The 22288-nt window shown below is 68.9% G+C and carries 21 protein-coding genes; 12 read left to right on the top strand and 9 right to left on the bottom strand.

Annotation, left to right across the window (positions count from 1 at the left end):
• Positions 1–3: 3 nt before the first annotated feature.
• Complete coding sequence (locus QT386_RS03105; RefSeq protein ID WP_289272273.1) at positions 4–708, bottom strand: histidine phosphatase family protein; 705 nt, start codon at positions 706–708, stop codon at positions 4–6.
• 86 nt (positions 709–794) lie between these two features.
• Between QT386_RS03105 and QT386_RS03100 the strand changes: the two genes are divergently transcribed.
• From QT386_RS03100 to QT386_RS03085, 4 genes are all read left to right on the top strand, one after another.
• Positions 795–1697, top strand: a complete 903-nt coding sequence (locus QT386_RS03100; protein ID WP_289272272.1) for a LysR family transcriptional regulator — start codon at positions 795–797, stop codon at positions 1695–1697.
• A complete protein-coding gene (locus tag QT386_RS03095; protein ID WP_289272271.1) occupies positions 1697–2086 on the top strand; it encodes a hypothetical protein in 390 nt (129 codons plus the stop codon). Before QT386_RS03100 ends, QT386_RS03095 begins: the two co-directional genes overlap by 1 nt.
• Before the next feature lie 22 nt (positions 2087–2108).
• Positions 2109–2699: a hypothetical protein gene (locus QT386_RS03090; protein WP_289272270.1), complete on the top strand. Its 591-nt coding sequence runs from the start codon at positions 2109–2111 to the stop codon at positions 2697–2699.
• A 243-nt stretch (positions 2700–2942) separates the two neighbouring features.
• Positions 2943–4223 carry an NADH:flavin oxidoreductase/NADH oxidase family protein gene (locus tag QT386_RS03085; RefSeq protein ID WP_289272269.1) on the top strand — a complete coding sequence of 427 codons (1281 nt, stop codon included), beginning with the start codon at positions 2943–2945 and terminating at the stop codon, positions 4221–4223.
• Between the two features lie 378 nt (positions 4224–4601).
• Here the strand turns inward: QT386_RS03085 and QT386_RS03080 are convergent, their stop codons facing one another.
• From QT386_RS03080 to QT386_RS03070, 3 genes are all read right to left on the bottom strand, one after another.
• The gene (locus QT386_RS03080; RefSeq protein WP_289272268.1) at positions 4602–6545 is read right to left on the bottom strand and encodes an acyl-CoA synthetase; all 1944 of its coding nucleotides are present in this window, start codon (positions 6543–6545) and stop codon (positions 4602–4604) included.
• Between the two features lie 5 nt (positions 6546–6550).
• Entirely contained in the window at positions 6551–7504 is a 954-nt protein-coding gene (locus tag QT386_RS03075) for a fumarylacetoacetate hydrolase family protein (protein WP_367401379.1), read from the bottom strand.
• A 142-nt stretch (positions 7505–7646) separates the two neighbouring features.
• On the bottom strand, positions 7647–8735 hold the full coding sequence (locus QT386_RS03070) for a VOC family protein (protein WP_289272266.1): 1089 nt from the start codon (positions 8733–8735) through the stop codon (positions 7647–7649).
• Positions 8736–8843: 108 nt separating this feature from the next.
• Here QT386_RS03070 and QT386_RS03065 point away from each other — a divergent pair, with 108 nt between their 5' ends.
• The 4 genes from QT386_RS03065 (at position 8844) to QT386_RS03050 (ending at position 14792) form a co-directional block, all read left to right on the top strand.
• Entirely contained in the window at positions 8844–9701 is an 858-nt protein-coding gene (locus tag QT386_RS03065; RefSeq protein ID WP_289272265.1) for a lysophospholipid acyltransferase family protein, read from the top strand.
• A 31-nt stretch (positions 9702–9732) separates the two neighbouring features.
• Entirely contained in the window at positions 9733–11376 is a 1644-nt protein-coding gene (locus QT386_RS03060) for a bifunctional 3-(3-hydroxy-phenyl)propionate/3-hydroxycinnamic acid hydroxylase (RefSeq protein ID WP_289272264.1), read from the top strand.
• Positions 11373–13901, top strand: coding sequence for a DUF1302 domain-containing protein (locus tag QT386_RS03055; protein WP_289272263.1), 2529 nt, complete (start codon positions 11373–11375; stop codon positions 13899–13901). The genes QT386_RS03060 and QT386_RS03055 overlap by 4 nt, the downstream gene beginning before the upstream one ends.
• 126 nt (positions 13902–14027) lie before the next feature.
• Positions 14028–14792, top strand: coding sequence for a TetR/AcrR family transcriptional regulator (locus tag QT386_RS03050; RefSeq protein ID WP_289272262.1), 765 nt, complete (start codon positions 14028–14030; stop codon positions 14790–14792).
• Between the two features lie 54 nt (positions 14793–14846).
• Here QT386_RS03050 and QT386_RS03045 read toward each other — a convergent pair whose 3' ends face one another.
• Positions 14847–15614, bottom strand: a complete 768-nt coding sequence (locus QT386_RS03045) for an SDR family oxidoreductase (protein WP_289272261.1) — start codon at positions 15612–15614, stop codon at positions 14847–14849.
• 120 nt (positions 15615–15734) lie between these two features.
• Here QT386_RS03045 and QT386_RS03040 point away from each other — a divergent pair, with 120 nt between their 5' ends.
• From QT386_RS03040 to QT386_RS03025, 4 genes are all read left to right on the top strand, one after another.
• On the top strand, positions 15735–16706 hold the full coding sequence (locus tag QT386_RS03040; protein WP_289272260.1) for a LysR family transcriptional regulator: 972 nt from the start codon (positions 15735–15737) through the stop codon (positions 16704–16706).
• A gap of 146 nt (positions 16707–16852) precedes the next feature.
• Positions 16853–18406, top strand: coding sequence for a glycogen synthase GlgA (gene glgA / locus QT386_RS03035; RefSeq protein ID WP_289272259.1), 1554 nt, complete (start codon positions 16853–16855; stop codon positions 18404–18406).
• Positions 18407–18448: 42 nt separating this feature from the next.
• The gene (locus tag QT386_RS03030; RefSeq protein ID WP_289272258.1) at positions 18449–18802 is read left to right on the top strand and encodes a hypothetical protein; all 354 of its coding nucleotides are present in this window, start codon (positions 18449–18451) and stop codon (positions 18800–18802) included.
• Between the two features lie 31 nt (positions 18803–18833).
• Positions 18834–19235: a hypothetical protein gene (locus QT386_RS03025; RefSeq protein WP_289272257.1), complete on the top strand. Its 402-nt coding sequence runs from the start codon at positions 18834–18836 to the stop codon at positions 19233–19235.
• A gap of 50 nt (positions 19236–19285) precedes the next feature.
• On the opposite strand, the gene QT386_RS03020 is transcribed toward QT386_RS03025, so the two are convergent.
• The 4 genes from QT386_RS03020 to QT386_RS03005 form a co-directional block, all read right to left on the bottom strand.
• On the bottom strand, positions 19286–19735 hold the full coding sequence (locus QT386_RS03020) for a GNAT family N-acetyltransferase (protein ID WP_289272256.1): 450 nt from the start codon (positions 19733–19735) through the stop codon (positions 19286–19288).
• Between the two features lie 237 nt (positions 19736–19972).
• Complete coding sequence (fumC, locus tag QT386_RS03015) at positions 19973–21358, bottom strand: class II fumarate hydratase (protein ID WP_289272255.1); 1386 nt, start codon at positions 21356–21358, stop codon at positions 19973–19975.
• 93 nt (positions 21359–21451) lie between these two features.
• Positions 21452–21874 (bottom strand): hypothetical protein, encoded by a 423-nt coding sequence (locus QT386_RS03010; RefSeq protein WP_289272254.1) that lies wholly within the window; start codon positions 21872–21874, stop codon positions 21452–21454.
• A 103-nt stretch (positions 21875–21977) separates the two neighbouring features.
• Positions 21978–22268 (bottom strand): response regulator transcription factor, encoded by a 291-nt coding sequence (locus tag QT386_RS03005; protein WP_289272253.1) that lies wholly within the window; start codon positions 22266–22268, stop codon positions 21978–21980.
• Positions 22269–22288: the final 20 nt, after the last annotated feature.

The following is a 22288-nucleotide window of genomic DNA, read 5'->3' as shown; positions in this document are numbered from 1 at the left end:
TCCTCAACGGTAAGTGATGTTCTTGGGATCCCGCGTCTGTTCCAGGTGCGGGTAGGCATTCAGGTAGCTGATGGTCAGCTGGCCGGGGCTGTGCAACAGCTTGGTGACGGCGCTGTTGACCACGGTCCAGTTCAGCGCCGCGGTGCGCGCCTCGGTGAGGCCGAACAGTTCCTGGGCGATGGCGGAAATCGGCCCGCCGGAGGTGAAGACCACGGCGCGGCGCGACTTGTCGGTGTCGGCCAGCACGCGGCGCGCGGCGCCGACGCAGCGGCCACGGAAGCCGGCCCAGCTCTCGCGGTACTCGGCGTCGTGCTGGCCGCTCATCCAGCGGATCATGGCGTCCTCGAACAGGCGCTGGAAGGCACGGCGCGGGTTCTCGAACTGCTTCAGGTAGCCGCCCATGGCGGCCTTCTCCTGCAGGTCCGGCCGGGCGACGTTGAGCATCTGCACGTGGTCGTATTCCTCCAGGCCGGCGTCGACCAGCCACTCGGACTCCGGGGGGGCGGCGCCGAGGGCGCCCAGGCAGGCCTCGGCGGTCTGGCGGTGGCGCTTCATGCCGCCCACCACCACGCGGTCGAAGCTCAGGCCACTCTGCTTGAACCAGGCACCCAACAGCCGCGACTGCTCGTAGCCCAGGTCGGAAAGCTGGTCGTAGTCGGCCGCGCCGAAGGACGCCTGGCCATGCCGCACAAGGAAGATCTGGCCCATGGGTCACCGTTTCTGGATTGCCGGCAGCTTAGGAGCCCCCCTACAATCATTCAAATGAATAGATTGAATCAGCGTCCATAAATGAAATGAATCTGAACCGGATCGACCTGAACCTGTTCGTGGTGCTGGACGCGATCTATACGGAGGGCGGGATCACCCGCGCCAGCCGCAAGCTCAACCTGACCCAGCCGGCGATCAGCCATGCCCTGGGGCGCCTGCGCGACATGTTCGGCGACCCGCTGTTCGAACGCGATGGCCGCGCCATGGTTCCGACGCCCCTGGCACGCAGCCTGATCGAGCCGGTACGGCGCTCGCTGCGCGGCCTGGAGATCACCCTCAACGAAGTGGCGCGCTTCGACCCGGCCAGCACGGAGCGGCGCTTCACCCTCTCCGTGCGCGACGTGCTGGAGGCGACCCTGCTGCCGGTATTGATGCGCCGCATCACCGAGACGGCGCCGCTGATCGCGGTGAACACCGTGCGCGTGGACCGGCGCGACCTGGAGGCGGAACTGGCGGCCGGCACGGTGGACGCGGCGATCGATACGCTGCTGCCGCTGTCCGACAACATCCGCCGCATCCGCATCGCCGCCGATCCGCTGGTGGTGATCGTGCGCGCGGATCATCCGGCCTTCGGCGAGGGCATGGACATGGAGACCTACCTGCGCCAGGACCATATCTTGGTCAGCTCGCGCCGCAGCGGGCCGGGGCTGGAGGACGTGGAGCTGAGCCGGCTCGGGGTGGAGCGCCGCGTGCGCCTGCGCTGCCAGCATTACTTCGCTGCCTGCCGCGTGGTGAGCCTGACCGACCTGGTACTGACCATGCCGGAAAGCTATGCGCGCATCGCCAACCGCCAGTACAACAACCGTATCCTGCCCTTCCCTCTGTCCGTGCCGATGCTCGACGCCTATCTCTACTGGCATGCCAACGTGGACCAGGAACCCGCCAACCTGTGGCTGCGCGAGCAGTTGATCCAGTCCTTCGAAAGCTGATGCGGAACGATTCCTGCAACGGCGGGGGCATGCGCCTGCTCCGCCGCCTGACGATCCTGTTGCCTGCCCTGCTGCTGGGGGCCTGCGCGACCCGCTGCCCCCCCCCGCCGGCGCCGCAACCTCAGCCGCGCCCGCAGCAACCCAGCTTCGTGCCGGCACACATGCTGGTGCAGCGCTGCCGCGAGGTGGCCCCGCAGGTGCACCCTTGGCGCGGCCGGCAGATCCGCTCGGCGCTCCTGCAATATGAGCTGAGCCGTGCATATCGCCGAGGTGCGGAACAGATGAAGCCGCGCGACCGACAGCGCGCCGAGGCGCAGGAGCGCGAGGCCTGGAGCATCCTCTGGGAAACCTGCCAGCCGGTACTGGCCACGGCGCCGCGCGCGCCCTGAACCCGGGCGCTATAGTCGGGCCATGAAAGCCCTACTGCTGATGGCGGCGCTGCTGCTGCCCGCTGCCGCCCTTGCGGCCCCGCATTGCGACAAACTGCCCAAGCGCGTGGAGAAGGAGCAGTCGGCGATCCGGCCGGTGCAACGCATGATCGTCACCGCGCCCAAGCAACTGTACTTCCACCGCATACCGGACCGCGGCTGCGCGACCAGGGTCTCGGTGCAGCGCGACAGCGCGCTGACCGCCTACAACGAGTGGAAGGGCTGGTATTCGGTGCAGTACAACGACCGGGGCGAGATGACCAGCGGCTGGGTCAAGGGCAGCGGCCTGCGCGCCGCCGGAGCGATGGGCCTGGATACGCGGATCGCGCACGAGACCGGCCAGGCGGCGCCGCGCCTGCCGGCGGATGCATCGGCGCTGGTGGAACGCGTGGCGCAGTGCACGCATTTTGCCGGCGAGTTCAACGGCGACCAGTCCGAGCACGACAAGCGCATCAACGCGACGATGACAGAGCTGCGCTGCGGGGCGCTGGAGGACGACGTGGCGGCGCTGCGCCGGAAGCACGCCGACGATGCGGCGGTGCTCAAGGCGCTGGACGAGGCCGGGCAGCCCTGACTCCGGACCACCGGCGCGGCGCGAGCCCCGGAAATGAGCCGACCATGAGGCCGGCGGCATAACCCGCCACGGCCGACGCACGCCGGATTGGTGGCGGTGATTGTGAATTTATATTGATTAATATCATATTTTGCAATTTAAAATCTTGGCTTCCCCGACAGGCCCGCCTGCATGTGCGGCGCTGGCAGGAGCCGCGATAGCTCCCTACCCTGCACGCACTCCCTATTCCATCGAGCCCATCCCATGGCCTCCCGCCCCAAGACCACTGCCAAGACCGCTCCCAAGTCGCCCGCCCAGACGCTGGCCCAGTCCTTCCGCCTGCCCAATGGCGTGGTGGTGCCCAACCGGCTATCCAAGTCCGCGATGAGCGAGGCGCTGGGAACGATGGACAACCGCCCGACCGAACGCCTGGAGCGGCTGTATGCGCGCTGGGCCGATGGCGGCATCGGGTTGTGCATCACCGGCAACGTGATGATCGACCGGCGCGCGCTGGGCGAGCCGGGCAACGTGGTGATCGAGGACGAGTCTGACCTGCCGGCGCTACGGCGCTGGGCGGCGGCGGGCACGCGCCGCGGCGGCCAGCTGTGGATGCAGATCAACCACCCGGGCAAGCAGTCGCCGCGCGGGCTCCACCGCGAGACGGTGTCGCCCTCGGCGATCGGCTTCCGCCCGGACATGGCGGCCTTCTTCTCGACACCGCGCGAGCTGACCGACGCGGAGATTCGCGAACTGATCCAGCGCTTCGGCAACACGGCGCGTATTGCCAAGAAGGCGGGCTTCACCGGCGTGCAGATCCACGGTGCGCACGGCTACCTGGTGAGCCAGTTCCTGTCGCCGCACCACAACCGCCGCGAGGACCAGTGGGGGGGCAGTGCGGAGAACCGCCGCCGCTTCGTGCTGGAGGTGCTGGCCGAGATGCGCCGCCAGGTGGGCAAGGATTTTCCCATCGGCATCAAGCTGAACTCTGCGGACTTCCAGCGTGGCGGCTTCACCGAGGACGAGTCGCTGGACGCGATCCGCGCGCTGGCCGAGGCCGGCATCGACCTGGTGGAGATTTCCGGCGGTACCTACGAGGCGCCGGCGATGACTGGCATCGAGCGCAAGGCCAGCACGGTGGCGCGCGAGGCCTACTTCATGGAGTTCGCCGAGAAGGTGCGCGCGGCGGTGAAGCTGCCGCTGATGCTGACCGGCGGTTTCCGCTCGCTGTCGGGGATGGCGCAGGCGCTGGACAGCGGCGCCATCGACTTCATCGGCCTGGGCCGCCTGCTGGCGGTGGAGCCGGACCTGCCGGCGCGCCTGATGCGCGGCGAGGACCCGCGCGAAGAGATCAAGCCGATCAGCACCGGCATCGGCATGGTGGACCGAATGGCGCTGATGGAAGTGGCCTGGTACACGCGCCAGCTGCGCCGCATGGGCGAGGGCCGCAATCCGCGGCCGCGCGAGTCGGGCCTGCAGGCCTTTGCCATCGGCATGGTGGAAAACGGCTGGAACACCTTTCGCACGCGGCGCCTGCGCGCTTCCTGAGGGCAGCCTGGGCTGACGACGGCGCCCGACTGTCGGGCGGAGGCTGCCGCCTGCGACTTATGCACAGGTGGCAGTAGGTTTTGACGCTGCAGAACATGCTTTCCTGGCCGCTACGGTCCGCACAGGTCTGTTCCCCGGACCGATGTCGCCAGGAGGAAAACCGTGGCAGGCAGCGCAGCAGCCCCGTCGGCATCGCCGATGCCCGGCGACATACTGGCCGGCCCGCAGGGCGAGGCGCTGTTCCGCCGGGCGCTTCGCGAGGTCGCGCCCACAGGTATGGACGGTCCAGCCCTGTGCATCGAGCCAGGCCACCATCGCGCGGCCGATGCCGGAGGAGCCGCCGCTGATCACCGCCGCCTTGCCTTGCATGTGATGGCCTCAATCCACGGTGAAGAAGAACGGGAAGCGTCCCAGCACCTGGCGCGCCGCCTCGGGCGAGGCACCCTCGCCGAGGCGCAACGTCACCACCAGGCCCCGCGACTTGTCGTCAGCCACGGCCAGCTCGCGCCAGGCGATGCCAGCCTCGCGCAACGCTGTCTCCAGCGCGTCGCGGGTCTCGCGCAGCTTCAGGGCAGGCTTGAAGATCTTGCCGACCGCGGTGAGCGGCATGGTGTCGATGATGCGCACCTGCCGCGGCAGCGCGGCGCGCTCGGCGATCTCGCGGCGCAGGAACTCGGCGAGCTCCGCCTCGCTGGCGCTGGCCCCGGCGCGCAGTTGCACGTAGGCCACCGGCAGCTCGCCGGCGTGGGCGTCCGGCCGGCCGACGGCGGCGGCGATCTCCACGGCCGGATGGCGGTGCAGCGGCTCCTCGATGGTCAGCGGGTCGATGTTGTGGCCGCCGCGGATGATCAGTTCCTTCTTGCGGCCGGTGAGATAGAAGTAGCCCTCGGCGTCCTGCCGGGCCAGGTCGCCGGTGTTGAGCCAGCGCCGGCCGTCGCCGCAGTCCACCCACAGCCCCTTGTTCTGCTCCGGCAGGCGGTAGCCTTCGAAGACGTTAGGGCCGCAGACCAGCAGCACGCCGACCTCGCCGCATTCGCAGTCGCGGCGGTAGGCGCCGTCGTCGTCGAGCAGTACCGCCTTCATGGCCTGGCCGGGAACGCGCAGGCCGATGGAGCCGATGCGGCGGTCGCCCAGCGGCGGGTTGACGCTGCTGACGCAGGTCGCCTCGGTCAGCCCGTAGCCTTCGAGAATGCGGATGCCGCTGCGCTCCTGGAAGCTGCGGAACACTTCCACCGGCATCGGCGCGGCGCCGCAAAGGCCGTACTCCAGCGAGCGCAGATCATGGCCCGCGGTGGGCACCTGCAGCAGGCCGGCGTACAGGGTAGGCACGCCACTGAAGAAATTGACGCGGTGGCGCTCCACCACCTCCCAGAAGCGCGGCACCAGGCCAGGGCCGCGATATCCCTGCGGCGTGCCGAGGATCACGTGGGCGCCGCGCGAAAACGGCAGCAGCCCGGTGACCAGCACGCCGTTGACGTGGAACAGCGGCAGGCCGCAGAAGGCCACCTTGCCGCGGCCGATGCCGTCGCCGAGGAACTGGCCCGCGCTCCAGGCATTGGCGACCTCGTTGCCATGGCGGCGTACCGCGATCTTGGGCAGGCCGGTGGTGCCGCCGGTGCAGAAGTAGGAGGAGATGTCGCTGGCCGCGATGCGGCGGCCGCTGTCCAGCGACGCGCCCTGCTGGCGGCGCAGGCCACGACCGAAGTCATGCAGCCGCAGGGACGGCGGCAGTACCGAGGCGACGCCGCGCGGGCCGTGCTGCCGGCGTGCCTCGCGCTTCTGCAGCAGGCGCGCCACCAGGCCCCTGGGACCGCGCACCCGGTCGGCCAGGTTCACCAGGACCAGGTGCTTCAGAGCGGGCAACTGCGGCAGGATGGCCGCGATCTTGGGCCAGAGATCGGTGCCGGGAAACGGTGCCAGGGTCACCAGCACGCTGGCGCTGGCGGCATTGAGCAGCTCGGCGATGGCCGGGGGCTCGAGCAGCGGATTGACGGCGAAGACGATGCCGGAGGCTTCTCCGCCCCAGATGACGAAGTGCGTCTCCGGCAGGTTGGGCAGCACGAAGGCGATGACGCTGTCCTGCCTTACTCCAAGGCCGTGGAAGAAGTTGGCGCAGCGGTTGATGTCGGCCAGCAGCGCGCGGTAGCTCCAGACCTCCGGGCGGCGATGCTCGGCCACAGAGAGGAAGAAGCTCAGCGCCGGCGCGTCCGGGTCGATGCGCGCGCCGCGCGCGATCATCTCGTAGGTGCTGGGCGGCAGGTCCGCGGGTAGGCCGGCGGCCTCCAGAGACTCGACGTCGGCGAGCGTGGCGATCCCCTGCATCGGCGTCAGGCTCCGGCGACGATGCGGTTGCGCTGCAGGCCCAGGTCTACGCGGCCGTCGGCGCTGCGGATGCTGGCCTCGACGACGTCACCGGGCTTGAGGTACTGGCTGCGCCCCGCCTGCACCTTCATGAATATCTCCCACTTCTTCTTCTCGGGCAGCAAGGCGCCGATCTTCTGCTTGGCCGGCGACGGGATCGACAGCGCGCAGCCCGCCGGCGTGCCGGTGGCCAGCAGATCGCCGGGCTCGAGGTCCTGCACGCCGGACAGCTCAGTGAGCGTCTCGGCCGGTCCGTAGACCAGGTTGGCGGTGCTGTCCTGCTGGCGCACTTCGCCGTTGACGCTGAGCCGCAGCTGCAGCTGGCGCAACTGGCCGATGCTGCCGGCATCGAGCAGGGTCAGGTGCGGACCCACCGGGCCAAAGGTCCGGAAGCTCTTGCCCTTGTAGAACTGCATCTGCGGTATCTGCACGTCGCGCGCGGAGTAGTCGTTGACGATCACCACGCCGGCGACGTACTCGTGCAGGTTGGCATCGGTCACCTGTACCGGCCCGCGGATGGCCTTGCGCAGCACCAGGCCCAGCTCGATCTCGTAGTCCAGGAACTGCACGACGCGCGGGCGCACCACGTCGCTGTCGGCCGGCACGATGCAGCTGGATGCCTTGGTGAAGATCATGTTGAAGGTCTTCACGTCCGGGTTCATGCCGGATTCGATCATGTGCTGGCGGTAATTGGCGCCCTGGCAGACGAACTGCTGGTTGCCGGTCACCGGCGACAGCAGGCGCAGCGACGCGCGATCCAGGCTGTCGCCGCCGAGGCCCTGGAGCGAGGTGACGCTGTGCGCGCGGATGAAATCCCCGGTGGTCGGGTACTCGCCGGGCACCGGCGTGACGCGGTCCTCGCGGATCACGCCCCAGTGGATACGGGCCTGGTGCTCGTAGCGGACGACATTGACGGTCATGGTCGGTTCTCGTTGCAGTGTTTGCGGGCCGGGGCCCGGTTGGAAGGAAGTCCTGGACACGGCCGGCAGCGCCACGGCACCCAGGCCCAGCGACAGGCTGGCCTTGAGCAGCTCTCGGCGACTGAACGACATGGCCTGCTGGCTAGCCGAACAGCCGGGCCAGCGTGATGAGCTTGCGCAGCGACAGGTCCGGACTGCGCCGCAGGTTGCGCAACAGCGCGGCGATGTTGGCCGGGTTCAGCCGGGGCTTGGTGAAGCTGGCCGGCATCGGCGGCCCCCATTGCGCCATGGCTTCGCGGCTCACCGGGTGATAGCCGGTGGGCCGCGAGGCGGTGAACAGGTCGCCGTCGCAGTAATGCTCGTGCTTGTCGCCCCAGGGGTCCTGCCAGTAGTCGAAGATCTGGCTGCCCAGGATGTGCCGGCCGATACCCCAGGCATGGCGCCAGCCGCGCTCGCGCAGCACGCGCTGGCCCATGCCGATGGCGTCGGCGTCGAGCACCTCGAAGGCGCTGTGGCTGTACAGCGGCGCGAAGCCCTGGGCCATCGCCAGGGTGTGGTGATCGGCCGGGGTGTCGCCGAGGTCGAGACGGAAGAAGCACACCGCCGGGGAGCCGTCGGGCAGCAACTGCACGTCGCTGGGGATCAGGCCGAGGTGCTGCGTGTACCAGGCGCTGGTGGCCTGGTAGTCGGCCACTTCGATCACCACATGGCCGAGCCGCAGCACCTCCGGCGGCTGCACCGCCGGACGCTGGGTGGCGTTCACGCGGCGCGGCTCGCCGGGGAGGTTGAAGTGGATCGGGCCGCGGTGCGGCAGCTCTGCGGCCGCAGCCTGGCCCGCCAGTACCTCGACCCGGAACCCAGAAGGATCGGTCAGATCCACGCACTCGCCGCCGCCAGGATGGGAGGACGGGCGGATCGGGCCGGCATCGGGCAGGCGCGACAGACGCTCCAGTTCCGCACGGCTCTCCACGCGCAGGCCTAGGCCGACGAAGCGCGCCTGGGGACCGCGATGCACGCGGTAGCAGTACGGCGAACTGCCGGTGCCGCGCATCAGCAGCAGATCCTCGCTGCGGCTGGCCACCTGCAGGCCGAAGTCCTCCAGGAAGCGCTGGGCGCGCTGCAGGTCGGGACGCTCGAACACCAGGTGGGCCAGCGCGCAGGCCCGGGCCGTCGGCGCCGGGTGGCGCGCGGGCTGGGGCGTGGTCATCGGGCTCTGGACCGCTGCGGTCATCGGCTGCTCCTCGGGCTGTCTGATGATGACATTATCTATAACTGATAAACTTGTCAATTATGAGATATTGATCTAATCTCCGGCGCCATCCCGTCATCCCGATGTGCCATGCACGATCCCGCCCTGCCCGTCCTGCCGCCGTTCACGCCGCCTTCTCCCCAGCAGATGCGGCGCTATTTCGCACTGGCGCGCCGCTGGTTCCTGCCGGAGTTCCTCGGCTTGTGGGAGCTGGACCTGCGGCGCCCCGCGCTGTTCGTCGGCAACCACACGCTGTTCGGCCTGACCGACGCGCCGCTGATGATCGAGCACCTCTACACGCAGTACGGCGTGATGCTCCGCGGCCTCGGCGACCGCGGACATTTCCAGGTGCCGTACTGGGGCGAGTTCCTGGCGCGCAACGGCATGGTGCTGGGCACGCCGGAGAACTGTGCGGCGCTGATGCGCGCCGGCGAGCACGTGCTGGTGTTCCCCGGCGGCGGCCGCGAGGTGATGCGCCGGCGCGGCGAGGCCTATCGGCTGATCTGGAAGCGGCGCAGCGGCTTCGCGCGGCTGGCGATCGAGCACGGCTACGACATCATCCCGTTCGGCTCGGTCGGCCCTGACGAGAGCTACCGCATCCTGCTGGACGCCAACGACGTTCAGGACTCGCGCGCCTGGCGCTGGCTGTCGCGGCAATTGCCGCTGGAGTCGCTGACACGCGGGGGCGACATGATCCCGCCGCTGGTGCGCGGCCTGGGGCCCAGCCTGCTGCCGCGGCCGCAGCGCTACTACTTCGGCTTCGGCCCGCGCATTGCCACCACGTCGCTGCGCGGGCTTCACGACGATCCGGCCGCCGCCTGGGCACTGCGCGAGCAGGTCGCCGGCGCCGTCGAGCAACAGATCTCGCGCCTGCTGCGCTACCGCCGCGAAGACCGCCAGCAAAGCTGGAGCCTGCTGCGGCGCTGGCTTGCGCCGCTGCAGGTCTGACGGCCCCTTCCGCTCCAACCACGGACCCTCCATGAGCCATCCTCCTTCCCTCCTCCAGGACCTGCCCGAGCAGGTTTGCGTACTCGTGGTCGGCTACGGGCCGGTGGGGGCCGCCATCGGCTGCCTGCTCGGACGCTACGGGGTACGCACGCTGATCATCGACAAGGCCCCGGACATCCTCACGCAGCCGCGCGCCATCGCCCTGGACAACGAGGCGCTGCGCATCCTGCAGATGGTGGGGCTGGACGAGCAGGCCTTCGAGCGCGTGGCGATCCCGCAGGTGCGCATGCACTCGCCCTACGTCGGCCAGTTCGGCCAGGTGAACAGCGCGGGCGCCATCGACGGCCACGCCAAGCTGGTGACCTTCTACCAGCCGGCGCTGGAGGCGGCTCTGCGCCGCCTGGTGGACGCGCAGGCCATGGTGCAGACCGCCTGCGGCGTGGAACTGCTGGAACTGGTCGACGACGGCGGCGGCGTGACCGCCCGCCTGCGCGACGCCTCCGGCGTGGAGCGCCGCCTGCGGGCCGGGTTCGTGGTGGGTGCCGACGGTGCCGCGTCCTTCGTGCGCCGCAGCATCGGCCAGGACTTTGGTGGAGCCACCTATCCGGAGGACTGGCTGATCGTCGACGCACTCGACGTGCCCCGGCCAATCGACCACATCGAGTTCATCTGCGATCCGCGGCGGCCGATCCCGCACATGCCGGCTCCCGGCCGGCGCGAGCGCTGGGAATTCATGCTGGCCCCGGGCGAGACACGCGAGCAGATGGAGAGCGACGCGCGCATCGGCGAGCTGCTCCGGCCCTGGGGCGAGCCGGGCCAGATGAAGATCGAGCGGCGCGCGGTATACCGCTTCCACGCGCGCTGCTGCGAGCGCTTCAGCCGCGGCCGCGTGTTCCTGGCGGGCGATGCCGCGCACATCACGCCGCCCTTCGTCGGGCAGGGGCTGGTGGCGGGCCTGCGCGATGCCGCGAACCTCTGCTGGAAACTCGCCGCCGTCGTCCAGGGCCGTGCGACGCCCGCCATCCTCGACAGCTACGACCAGGAGCGGCGCCCGCATGCCAGAGCCATGATTGGCCTGGCCAAGCTGATGGGTCGCATGGTGATGCCGCGCAATGCGCTGGTGGCGATCCTGACGCATGGCACGGTGCGGCTGATCCGCCTGCTGCCGCCGCTGCGCAGGCTGCTCGACGATCTCGGCATCAAGCCCAAGAACCGTTTCGACAAGGGCCTGTTCGCGCGCGGTGGCGGACGCCTGCCACGTGGCGGACAGTTGCCGCAGGGCTGGGTGCGCGATGCCCAGGGACGGATACGACTGAGCGACGACCTGCTCGGCGACGGCCCGGTACTGCTGGGTTTCGGCCTGCATCCGCACCACCAGCTCGATGAGCAGCGGTGTCGCGCCTGGACTGCCGCCGGCGGACGCATGCTGCAGATCTGCCACCGCAGCCAGTCGCTGCATCGCGGCGACGATGCTGCCGAGGATCTCACCGGCGCACTGCTGCCCGGCGCTGCGCCCTTCGGCTGGCTGGTGGTACTGCGCCCTGACCGGGTGGTGCTGCACGACGGACCCGCCGACGAGGCCGCGCGCCTGGTGGACGAGTCGCTGGTGCTGCTGCAGGGTCCGGCGCCGGCTGGCTTGCCGCAAGCGCATCACACGGGGAGCACCCAGGCATGATCCGCCCAGGCCTGCGTATCCTGCCGCTGCTGGCGGCGCTCACGATGCCGCCGTCGGTATACGCGCTGGGCTTCGACCTGCCGCTCGGCGATGGCGAGGCGATCAACGCGGTGCTCAACACCAGCATCACGCTCGGGGCGGGCCTGCGCATGCAGGACCGGTCCAGCGACCTGGTCGGCAAGGCCAATCTCGATCCACAGGTCTGCACCGGCCCCAATGGTGCCTACCAGAGCTGCCAGGGGCTGTTCCGCAACCAGGTCCACCCCGCCCAGCGCCTGGTGGCCGCGCCGGGCGCCGCGTCGATCAACAACGACGACGGCAACCTCAACTACGATCGCGGCGAACTGTTCGCGGCGCCGCTCAAGGTGACCAGCGACCTGACGCTAAGCTTCGGCGACTTCGGCTTCTTCGGCCGCGTGCTGTTCTTCCATGACCTGGTCAACGACGATTTCCGCGAGTACCACCCCAACCGCATCACCTCCGGCAATGCCGCACAGGTCGGCCGCACGGTGCCCTCGGCACCGCTGCCGGCGCCGGACCTGGCCACGCTGCTGGCCAACCCGGTGTCGCTCTTCACCGGCCTGATCGCCAGCCGCCCCTGGGGTCAGCCAGCGGAGGACGGCACGCGCCGGGTCTACGGACCCGGCGGCGTGGTGCGCAACCGCCGCAGCGACGGCGAGACGCTGCGGCAGATCGGCAGCGACCTGCAATGGCTGGATGCGGTGCTGTTCACGCAGTTGCCGCTGTGGGACGACCGGCGGCTGACGCTGAAGCTGGGACGGCAGGTGGTGAACTGGGGTGAAAGCACGACGCTGGCGCTGAACAGCCTCAACCAGGCCAATCCGGTGAATGCCAACAACTTCTACCGCATCGGCCGCACGGTGGAGGAGGTCTTCACGCCGGTGGGGATGATGTTCGCCAGCTTCGAGCCTTTCGACGACACCACGGTGGAGGTTTTCTACCAGCTGGAGTGGCGAAACGTGGAGATTCATGCGCCCGGCAGCTACTTCTCCGAGCTCGACGTCGGCACCGGCAATGCCGTGAATACGGTCAACACCAGCACCGGCGGCGTGGCCGAGGACCCGGAGCGCCTCGCCGTGCCGCTGGACTCGCCGCTGACGGGCCTGAGCAACACCAGCTCAACGATCCAGCGCCTGCGTGACGCGGAGCCGCGCGACGCCGGGCAGTTCGGCGTGGCGCTGAAGTACTACCTGGAATCGCTGGGCAACGGCGTGGAGCTGGGCGCGTACTTCATGAACTACCACTCACGCCTGCCGATCGGCAGCTTCTACGCGACGCAGGCCAGTTGTGCGCGCCGCGAGGGCAACCCGCTTGGCATCGACGCACGCGACCTGGTGAGCTTCCTCGCCGCTTGTCCGGACATCCCCTTCCTGCATGCGCTGACGCATCCGGGCGAGTCCGCCAGCCAGGCCACCGACAGCGCCGCGACGCTGGACAGCGCGCGCTTCCAGCTGGAATACCCGGAGGACATCCGCCTGATCGGCCTGAGCTTCAACACCACCGTGGGCGAGTTCGCCATCCAGGGCGAGGTGGCCTACCGCCCCAACCTGCCGCTGCAGGTGGACCTGCAGGACCTGGCCTTTGCCGCCTTCGGCCCCACTCTGACGCGTTGCCATGACCGCAGGCTCGGCTGCGCCGGATCGGCACAGTTGCTAAACCTGGGCATCGGCTACGGCGAGGACGGTCAGGCCACCAATTACGGCTCCAGCGATTTCGTCGATGCCGGCGGCGCCACGCCCTACCCGGACTTGATCAACGTCGGCATCGGCCATGTCCCGGGTTCGGCGCGCGCCTTCCCCAGCTTCGTCACCGCCTACCGTGGCGGCGCGGTGGGTGAGAACCCGCCCTGCGCGGCCGGTATGAGCGCGGCGGACTACCGGCCGGGGATCGACTGCTACCTGCGCGGCTACGAACGCTTCGACGTCTACCAGTTCAATCTCGGCACCACACGCGTCTACGGCCCGCAGGACAATCCCTTCGGCGCCGACCAGGTCATCCTGGTCACGGAATGGGGCGCGACCTGGGTACCGGACATGCCGGCACTGGACCAACTCCAGTTGGAAGCACCGGGCACCGACTACCACGCCAGCGCCGGGGCGGACGGTTCCGGCGCGGACGGCTCGCGCCAGGCCTGCTCGCTGAACCCGGCCTGCAGCCATGGCGCCGACGGCATCCGCTTCAATCCACACCAGGAGGAACTCTCGGGCTTCGCCGACGGCTTCTCCTGGGGCTACCGCGTGATCGGGATGCTCAGCTACGAAAGCGTGCTGCCCTCGATCAGCCTGCGGCCGTCGATCTTCTGGGCGCAGGATGTGCGCGGCACCTCGCCCGGCCCCGGCGGCAACTTCGTGGAGGGACGCAAGCAGGCCGACCTGCTGTTGGAGACGCGCTACCAGGACGCGCTGTCGTTCACCGTGGGCTACACCTGGTTCACCGGCGGCGGGCGCTACAACCTGCTGCGCGACCGCGACTACCTGCAGTTCTTCGCGCGCTATCAGTTCTGATGCCGGCGGGATCACCCTGCGGGGCTCCCAGGACGGAGAGCCCCTTGGCAATAGGCTTATATATCTGATTGTTTCATCAGGTTTGTGATCGAATATGATGCCTCGACGAATCCCCTGGAGTTCCCGATGCCCAAGTCCCCCGCCGCCCGAAGCCCCGGGCGCCCGCGCGGCCCCGCCAAGCCCGCGACAAAGACCGCTGCCAAGGCAACGGTTGCGGAGCGCGAGCCGCGCGGTGCGCGGCGCAAGCGCGAAACCCGGGGGAAACTGCTGGAGGCCGCGTTCCGCCTGATGGCCGAACGCGGCATGGAAGGCGTGGCGATCAACGAGATCACCGAGGCCGCCGATGTCGGCTTCGGCTCGTTCTACAACCACTTCGAGTCCAAGGAAGCGATCTACGATGCACTGATGGACAGTGTCTTCGAGGAATTCGCCCGCGCGCTGGACGCACTGATCAAGGACGTGGACGATCCGGCCAGGGCCGTGGCCTTCAGCGTGCGCCATGCTCTGCAGCGGGCGCGGCGCGAGCCGGTGTGGGGCAAATTCCTGTTGCGCGAAGGCTTCTCGGCCCGCGTGCTGAGTCGCGGCCTGGGGCAGTTCCTGCTGCGCGACATCATGCGTGGCGTCGCGGCCGGACGCTTCAAGGCCCCGGACCTGCTGATGAGCTTCGTCGCCGTGGGCAGCACGGTGCTCGGCGCGATTGCCGTCGAGCAACAGTCCAGTTCCCTGCATGGCCCGCAGGCCATGCCACTGAAGAAGCTGGGCCTGGACCTGGAGGGCATCGCCGAGCGCGCCACCACCACCGCCATGACGATCCTGGGCCTCCCACAGAAGGAGGCGGAAAGCATCGCACGCCTGCCCCTGCCCGGCCCCATGCCCGCCAGGCAGGCGTGAGAACCACCAGCAGTCCCGGCGGCCGCGCCGCTGGGACTGCTGGATGCAAGCGCCTCAGAATTCCTGCGCGGTGGGCCGCAGCAGGATCTCGTTGATGTCCACTTCGGGCGGCTGCGAGATGGCGAAGGCCATGGCGCGGGCCACGGACTCGGCCGGGATCTCGTTGGCGCTGTACCACTCGCCGACGGCCTTGGCCGATTCGGCGTCGCTGCTGCCGTGCTTAAGCTCGCTGGCCACGGCACCGGGCGAGATCACGGTGGTGCGGATGCGACTGCCGACCTCGGCACGCAGGCCCTCGCTGATGGCGCGCACGGCGAACTTGGTGGCACTGTAGACCGCGCCGATGGGACTGAACACCTTGGTGCCGGCGACGGAGGCGACGTTGATGATGTGGCCGCTGCCCTGGGCCTGCATGCGCGGCAACGCGGCGGCCACGCCGTTGAGCACGCCCTTGATGTTGATGTCGATCATGCGGTCCCACTCCTCGACCTTGAGCCGCGCCATCGGGGCCAACGCCATGTAGCCGGCGTTGTTCACCATCACGTCGATGCGGCCGTACTGGTCGATGGCGCGCGCCACCAGGGTTTCGACCTGGTCGCGGTCGGTGACGTCGGTGGTAGTGGCGATGGCCTCGCCGCCGGCCGCGCGGATTTCGGCAACCAGGCGCTCCAGGTGGCCGGCGCGGCGGGCGCCCAGCACCACCTTGGCGCCGAGGCCGGCGAGATGGCGGGCGGTGGCCTCGCCCAGGCCGCTGCTGGCGCCGGTGATGACGACCACCTTGCCGGCGATGTTGGAGAGGTTGGTTTGAGTCTGCTGGGTCATGGCTCTGCTCCGGATTCGATGCAGTCGCGGGCTGCGCTGCTGGAGTGAACGATAGGTGACCCCTGCCAACCGAAGTAGATAAAATCCTGCGCATCAGTAACAACCAATGGTTGATAATATATGGACCGCCTGGGAGCGATGGAAACCTTCGTGCGCGTGGCCGAGCTCGGCAGCTTCAACCGCGCGGCCACGCAGCAGGGCATCACGCCGCAGGCGGTGAGCAAGGCGATCCGTCAGCTGGAGAAGGAGCTGGGCCTGCGGCTGTTCCACCGCACGACGCGGCGCAGCACGCTGACCGACGAGGGCAAGGCCTTTCTCGCGCGCCTGCGGCCGGGGCTGGAGTCGATCCACGAGGCCTGGAGCGAGGCGCACGAGTTCACCCGCGAGCAGGGCGGCCTGATCCGCATCGCCGCGCCGCCACTGGTGGGCAAGAAAATCCTGGTGGACCTGATCGCGCGCTACCGCGCCGAGCATCCCGCGGTGGAGTTCGAGCTGCTGCTGGAGGACCGCTATACCGACCTGGTGGCCGCCGGCATCCACCTGGGTTTCCGCGCCGGGCATCCTCCGGAACGGCAGCTGGTAGTGCGCGAGCTGTTCCGCCTGCAGCTGATCGTCTGCGCCGCGCCGGACTACCTGCGCCGGCATGGCATTCCGGAGCGCATCGAGGACCTTGAGCAGCACGCCTGCACCGGCTCGCGCGCACCCAACTCCGGCCGCATCGAACCCTGGGAATTCCTGGAGGACGGTGAACTGCGCCTGCGCAGCGTGCGCGCGCCCTTCCACACCAATGACTTCGAGGCGGAGACGCTGGCGGTGACGGCAGGCATCGGCATCGGCCAGATCGACTCGATCAACACCGCCGCGCTGCTGCGCGAGCAGCGCCTGGTGCCGCTGCTCTGCGAACACGTCAGCGAGCGGCACGGTGTCTATCTCTATTACCCACCCCGCGCCGGCCAGCCGCTGCGCGTGCGCCGCTTCATCGACTACGTGCTGGGGGCGATGCGCGGAGGCGAGGCCTTCCGCTTCCGGCCGGGAGAACTGGAGGCCTTGCAGCAGCGCTTCCGCCGCACGCTGAAACGCGGGCGCGGATAAGCGGCACGGTCGTTGCTAACCACCTGCTGAGGGTTGCCCCGCGCAGAGCATGGAAGCCATTGCCATGCATGCAGATCGTGGCGGGCCGCCCGGATCAGGAATGCAGCTTACACGCTGGCCAAGGATGGCCGGGACAGGGAGTTCACATGTACGAGTCGGGCAAGGATTGCTCGTCGCAAGCCTTCGCGCCGCGCCAGGATGGCGCCGGCCGCAGGGTTCTCGTTGCCGCGTCGGAAATCTATCCGCTGGCCAAGACCGGTGGCCTGGCCGACGTCTGCGGCGCTCTGCCCAAGGCATTGTCCGCGCTCGGCGCAGACATGCGGATGGTCATGCCCGCCTATCCCGAAGCGCTCGACGCGGCGGGCAAGCTGCAGGTGGACATGGCGGCCGAGATCGGTGGCGAGACGCTGCGGGTCCTGCGCGGTCGCATGCCGGATTCGGGGCTGCCGGTATGGCTGGTCGATTGTCCGGCGCTGTTCGACCGTCCCGGCACTCCCTACCAGGACGCCTCGGGGCAGGACTGGCCGGACAATTTCCTCCGCTTCGCCGTCTTCGCCCAGGCGGCCGCGATGCTCGCGCTGGGATACAACAGCGAAGGCTGGCGGCCGGACGTGGTCCATGCGCATGACTGGCACACCGGCCTGCTGCCCCTGCTGCTGCATGCGGAGACCGGGCCGCGGCCGGCGACGCTCTTCACGATCCACAACGCCGCCTTCCAGGGCAACTTCGCGCTGAACGAGGCAGCAGCGCTGGGACTCGACCGCGGCTACCTCACGCCGCAGGGCGCGGAGTTCTATGGGCAGTTCTCCTGCCTGAAGGCCGGCATCCGCTACGCGGACGCGGTGAGCACGGTAAGCCCCGGCTACGCCCGAGAGCTCATGACACCGGAATTCGGCTACGGCATGGAAGGCCTGCTGCGGCAGCGCCAGGACCGCTTCCTGGGCATCATGAACGGTATCGACGCCGATGTCTGGAACCCGGCGGGCGATCCTCACCTGAACGCCCACTATTCGCGGCCCGACTGCGGCGGCAAGGCCGCCTGCAAGCGAGAATTGCAGCGCAGCTTCGGCCTCGCGGTGGAAAACGATGCGCCGCTGGCGATCTCCGCCAGCCGGCTGACCTCGCAGAAGATGGCCGACGTGCTGCTGACCAGCATCCCCGCCATAATGGCCGAGCATCCGCGGCTGCAACTGGCGCTGATCGGCCGCGGCGACCGCCAGCTGGAACAGGGCTTCACGGCGATGTCAGAGCGCTATCCCGGCCGCGTGGCCGTGCAGATCGGCTACGAGGAATCGCTGGCGCACCGCATGCACGCGGGCGCCGACCTGCTGCTGCACGGCTCTCGCTTCGAGCCCTGCGGCCTGACCCAGCTCTATGCGATGCGCTACGGCACGCTGCCGCTGGTGCGGCGCGTCGGCGGGCTGGCCGACAGCGTGATCGATTGCGACGACATTGCCACGCCCTGGCGCACGGGCTTCATCTTCGACGGCATTTCCGGCGATGCTCTGCAGCATGCCCTGCGCCGCGGGCTGGCGGTCTACGAGCGGCAGCGCGAGGACTGGTTTGCCCTGCAACGCAATGCCATGGCCGCCGACTTCGGCTGGCGCCGCTCGGCAACACAATACCTGCAGCTCTATCGCCGCCTGGGCGGCGCCTGGGCACCCGAGGCGGCCAGGCCGCTCGAAGCGGCCATTGGCTGAACAACCCCCCTTTCATCCCCAATCAGAAGGACGATACGGATCATGGAAAAGATCGCCACCACGACCCTGCACATCGAGCTCTATCGGATCGCCATGGGTCAGCCCGGCCGTGGCGCGGGCGCACTGGAGCGCGTGTTCGCCATCTGCGAGGAACTGCAGGAGGCCGATGGCGATGCACGGCTGGCGAGCCAGCTGCGCGAACTGCAGGCGCTGATGGTGGACTGGACCCGCCCCGGCGGCTGGCAGGCCCACGGCCACAAACCGGACGTGCTGCGCGATCCACTGGTGGAATGCATCGACCGGATCGTGGACCTGAGCGATGACGAGGACGACGAGCTGTCGGACCTGATGCCGCCGCCGTCGCGCGGCGCGCACCCGGCACGCCGCGCGGCCTGAGAGTGCCCCCGATCGAAAGGATTCGATGACGATGAAGCAGCAGAACCTGAGTGACTTCACCCGGCCCTATGTCCACGCCCTGACTCCGGTGGAGACGGACGAGGACAGCCTTCACTGGTCCGACGATGACCATGACCGGGCTGCGCTGGCGCTGATCTGCGGCAGCCTGCTGCGGCTGGTACGGCGGCAGCCCGGGCGCGGCGAGGTGGATGCGGCCGAGGTGGCTGCGATCGGCCAGTTGCTGGCCCAGGGCGAGCGCTTCCTGGAGCAGGGCACGGTGCAGCGCTGCATCGTCATGGCACGCGCCTGGACCCAGCCCGAGGGCTGGCGCCGCTACGGCGCCACGTCCCAGGTGGTGCAGACGGTGATGATCGCCGCGGTCTCGGGGATGATCCGGAGCCTGCGACATTCGGAGGCTCGGCGCTCAGACTGAGCGTCACTCGAGGGCAAGGCATCACCCAAGGGCAGCACCCCTTTGCTGATCTACTGCGGCACGGCGTGCTTGCGCCGCATGTGCAGCTGCGGGAAGGGTTTACCCTGCCCATCCAGCGGCGAACGGTCGAATACCTCGAAGCCCATGGCGCGGTAGAAGCCGGTGGCCTGGGGGTCCTGCTCGTTCACGTCCGCCAGCCATGCCGAAAGCCGGGTCACGGCATGGTCCAGCCGTTGTTTGCCGATGCCCTGCCCGCGCGCTTCCGGGGCGATGAAGAGCATTTCGATCTTGCGCTCGGCCACGCCGATGAAGCCGCGGATGCGGTCCTGTTCATCCACGTGGACACGTAGCGTCACCGCCGACAGGTATTCATGGAGCAAGCTGGGGCGCAGCGCGGCCACGTCCGCCGTCGTCAGGAAGTCATGCGTAGCCCGCACGGAAGCCTCCCGGACCTGGGTGATGGCCTCGTACTCGTCCGGTCGCGCGCCTCTGAGCGTCATGCTGTAGAGCCCTGCTGGCCGCAAAGGTCGCGAATGCTACGCCGGTACCGGCGCCCCTGCATCGCGGGCGGACCTGCCGCTTCGATGACGACCTGCCACTCCTGGCCCCACAGCTCCAGGTGACCCGCGGTTCCAGCCGCGGCACTTTATGAAGCCGGCAGTGCCTGCGGGCTGCCTGAAAAAAGGGAAAATGGCAGGAGCCCGGGGGCTCCTGCCATCGAGACTTCCTGTCGCAGTTCAGCGACCGACCATGTTGCCCGGCACCACCCACTGGTCGAACTGCTCGGCGGTGACGTGGCCCAGCGCCAGGGCGGCTTCTCGCAGGCTGCTGCCCTCCTTGTGCGCCTTCTTGGCGATCTGCGCTGCCTTGTCGTAGCCGATGTGCGTGTTGAGCGCGGTCACCAGCATCAGCGAACGCTCCACCAGTTCGTTGATGCGCGCACGGTTGGGCTCGATGCCGGCGGCGCAGTGATCGTTGAAGCTGACCATGCCGTCGGCCAGCAGGCGTACGCTCTGCAGGAAGTTGTGCGCGACCATGGGACGGAACACGTTGAGCTCGAAGTTGCCGGAGGCACCGCCGATGTTGATGGCGACGTCATTGCCCATGACCTGCGCCGACAGCATGGTCAGGGCCTCGCTCTGCGTGGGATTGACCTTGCCTGGCATGATCGAGGAGCCGGGCTCGTTCTCGGGAATGGAGATCTCGCCGATGCCGCTGCGCGGGCCGCTGGCCAGCCAGCGCACGTCGTTGGCGATCTTCATCAGGCTGGCAGCCAGTGTCTTCAGCGCGCCGTGTCCATGCACCAGCGCGTCGCAACTGGCCAGTGCCTCGAACTTGTTGGGCGCAGTGACGAACGGCAGGCCCGTGAGCTGCGCGAGCTCCGCCGCCACCTGCTCGGCGTAGCCCTTGGGTGCGTTGAGACCGGTGCCGACGGCGGTGCCACCCAGCGCCAGTTCGCAGAGGTGCGGCAGGGCGTCGCGCACGTGGCGTTCGCCGTGGCTGAGCTGCGCCACCCAGCCGGAGATTTCCTGGCCCAGGGTCAGGGGCGTGGCGTCCTGCAGGTGCGTGCGGCCAATCTTGACGATGTCGTCGAACTCGCGCGCCTTGCCGACCAGGGTCTGCTTGAGTCGGGCGATGGCGGGCAGCAGCTTGTTGGTGAGAGCGTCCACGGCCGCGACGTGCATGGCGGTGGGGAAGACGTCGTTGCTGGACTGGCTGCGGTTGACGTCGTCATTCGGGTGGACCAGGCGGGCCTCGCCACGCTCGCCGCCCAGCAGCTCGCTGGCGCGATTGGCGATGACCTCGTTGAGGTTCATGTTGGTCTGCGTGCCGGAGCCGGTCTGCCAGACCACCAGCGGGAATTCCTGGGAATGCTGGCCGGCGATGACCTCGTCCGCGGCGGCGACGATGGCGCTGGTCTTCCTCTCGTCCTGCAGGCCCAGCGCGTGGTTGACGCGGGCCGAAGAGCGCTTGACCTGGGCCAGCGCGCGGATGATCTCGCGCGGCTGCTGCTCGCCGGAGATGTCGAAGTTCTGCAGCGAGCGCTGCGTCTGCGCGCCCCACAGCTTGTCGCGGGGGACCTCGATCGGGCCAAAGGTGTCGCGTTCGGTTCTGGTGCTCATGTCGGCTGCTTCGGTGGAAAGCCGGCCCTGCCGCCTGCGGCGAGTCCGGCAGTGGAGATAACGGGAGCTGCGGGCCACTTCAGAACAAGGAGTTCAATCCTGGACCGAGGGGGCGCAGGTGGCAAGCCGCCAGCGCAGCTCCGCGAGCTGCTGCAGGCGCGCGGCATCGTCGGCGCAACGCGCCAGTTCCTGCAGGGGGATGTGAAGATGATCCAGGCACAGCGAGCGCCAGTGCAGGGGCAGCACGGGATCGGCGGCAGTGTCGAGCAGCAGCTGCGCCGACTGCCGGGCCACTTCCCAGGGTGACATCTGCCCCTGCGCGAGCACGCCGCGGCCGACGTCGAAGACCTGCTCGACCAGGCGCGGCTCGTCGGGATCGGTGCAGAGGCGCACCTGCATGCGCGCCCGCTTCCACTTGCACAGCAGGGCCGCGTCGGCGGCGCAGTGCCCGCCGCATTCCCGCAGCGTTACCGCTGCAGACCGGGAGGCCGGAGAGGGAGAGTTGGATTCAGCCATGCGCGCGTCCATTGCCAGAGGTGAACCCTGGCGCGCATTCGCTGGCTGAGGCGGGATGAGCTGAAGTGTAGCACGGGGTTTCGGCGGCCCCTGCCCTGCCCGTCTAGTGCCTGGGCGCGAGCCGGCAGGCGCAATGGGGGCACAGCTGCAGTCCTTCGATCAGCTGCAGTTCCCGGGCCCGCCGCACGGCCTCTTCGCGCGAGCCGACGTGGAGCTTCTGGTAGGCGTTCTTCAGGTGCCAGCTCACGGTGCCGGCCGCGATACCCAGCACGCGTGCGATGCCCTTCATCGACAGGCCCCGGCCGGCGAGTTCGAGAATCTCGATTTCCCGGTCGGTCAAGGCTTCACCCGGCGCGGCGCGCAGCGGTGCCGGCGAGCTTCCCTGCATGTGCATCCGGAGCCTCCTCGTCGGCC

It is taken from the genome of Solimonas sp. SE-A11 (assembly GCF_030345715.1).
Lineage (GTDB): Bacteria > Pseudomonadota > Gammaproteobacteria > Nevskiales > Nevskiaceae > Solimonas_A.
The sequence above is the reverse complement of the archived record's forward strand: the minus strand, read 5'-3'. Positions and strand labels throughout refer to the sequence as shown.

What these genes read in the sequence shown, in the direction of transcription:
- QT386_RS03020 (WP_289272256.1), bottom strand. Translation starts at nt 19,735, where the DNA reads ATGACGCTCAGAGGCGCGCGACCGGACGAGTACGAGGCCATCACCCAG.
- QT386_RS03090 (WP_289272270.1), top strand. Translation starts at nt 2,109, where the DNA reads ATGAAAGCCCTACTGCTGATGGCGGCGCTGCTGCTGCCCGCTGCCGCC.
- QT386_RS03055 (WP_289272263.1), top strand. Translation starts at nt 11,373, where the DNA reads ATGATCCGCCCAGGCCTGCGTATCCTGCCGCTGCTGGCGGCGCTCACG.
- QT386_RS03095 (WP_289272271.1), top strand. Translation starts at nt 1,697, where the DNA reads ATGCGGAACGATTCCTGCAACGGCGGGGGCATGCGCCTGCTCCGCCGC.
- QT386_RS03065 (WP_289272265.1), top strand. Translation starts at nt 8,844, where the DNA reads ATGCACGATCCCGCCCTGCCCGTCCTGCCGCCGTTCACGCCGCCTTCT.
- QT386_RS03070 (WP_289272266.1), bottom strand. Translation starts at nt 8,735, where the DNA reads ATGACCGCAGCGGTCCAGAGCCCGATGACCACGCCCCAGCCCGCGCGC.
- QT386_RS03080 (WP_289272268.1), bottom strand. Translation starts at nt 6,545, where the DNA reads ATGCAGGGGATCGCCACGCTCGCCGACGTCGAGTCTCTGGAGGCCGCC.
- QT386_RS03060 (WP_289272264.1), top strand. Translation starts at nt 9,733, where the DNA reads ATGAGCCATCCTCCTTCCCTCCTCCAGGACCTGCCCGAGCAGGTTTGC.
- QT386_RS03005 (WP_289272253.1), bottom strand. Translation starts at nt 22,268, where the DNA reads ATGCACATGCAGGGAAGCTCGCCGGCACCGCTGCGCGCCGCGCCGGGT.
- QT386_RS03030 (WP_289272258.1), top strand. Translation starts at nt 18,449, where the DNA reads ATGGAAAAGATCGCCACCACGACCCTGCACATCGAGCTCTATCGGATC.
- QT386_RS03050 (WP_289272262.1), top strand. Translation starts at nt 14,028, where the DNA reads ATGCCCAAGTCCCCCGCCGCCCGAAGCCCCGGGCGCCCGCGCGGCCCC.
- glgA (WP_289272259.1), top strand. Translation starts at nt 16,853, where the DNA reads ATGTACGAGTCGGGCAAGGATTGCTCGTCGCAAGCCTTCGCGCCGCGC.
- QT386_RS03085 (WP_289272269.1), top strand. Translation starts at nt 2,943, where the DNA reads ATGGCCTCCCGCCCCAAGACCACTGCCAAGACCGCTCCCAAGTCGCCC.
- QT386_RS03010 (WP_289272254.1), bottom strand. Translation starts at nt 21,874, where the DNA reads ATGGCTGAATCCAACTCTCCCTCTCCGGCCTCCCGGTCTGCAGCGGTA.
- QT386_RS03040 (WP_289272260.1), top strand. Translation starts at nt 15,735, where the DNA reads ATGGACCGCCTGGGAGCGATGGAAACCTTCGTGCGCGTGGCCGAGCTC.
- QT386_RS03075 (WP_367401379.1), bottom strand. Translation starts at nt 7,504, where the DNA reads ATGACCGTCAATGTCGTCCGCTACGAGCACCAGGCCCGTATCCACTGG.
- QT386_RS03100 (WP_289272272.1), top strand. Translation starts at nt 795, where the DNA reads ATGAATCTGAACCGGATCGACCTGAACCTGTTCGTGGTGCTGGACGCG.
- QT386_RS03105 (WP_289272273.1), bottom strand. Translation starts at nt 708, where the DNA reads ATGGGCCAGATCTTCCTTGTGCGGCATGGCCAGGCGTCCTTCGGCGCG.
- fumC (WP_289272255.1), bottom strand. Translation starts at nt 21,358, where the DNA reads ATGAGCACCAGAACCGAACGCGACACCTTTGGCCCGATCGAGGTCCCC.
- QT386_RS03045 (WP_289272261.1), bottom strand. Translation starts at nt 15,614, where the DNA reads ATGACCCAGCAGACTCAAACCAACCTCTCCAACATCGCCGGCAAGGTG.
- QT386_RS03025 (WP_289272257.1), top strand. Translation starts at nt 18,834, where the DNA reads ATGAAGCAGCAGAACCTGAGTGACTTCACCCGGCCCTATGTCCACGCC.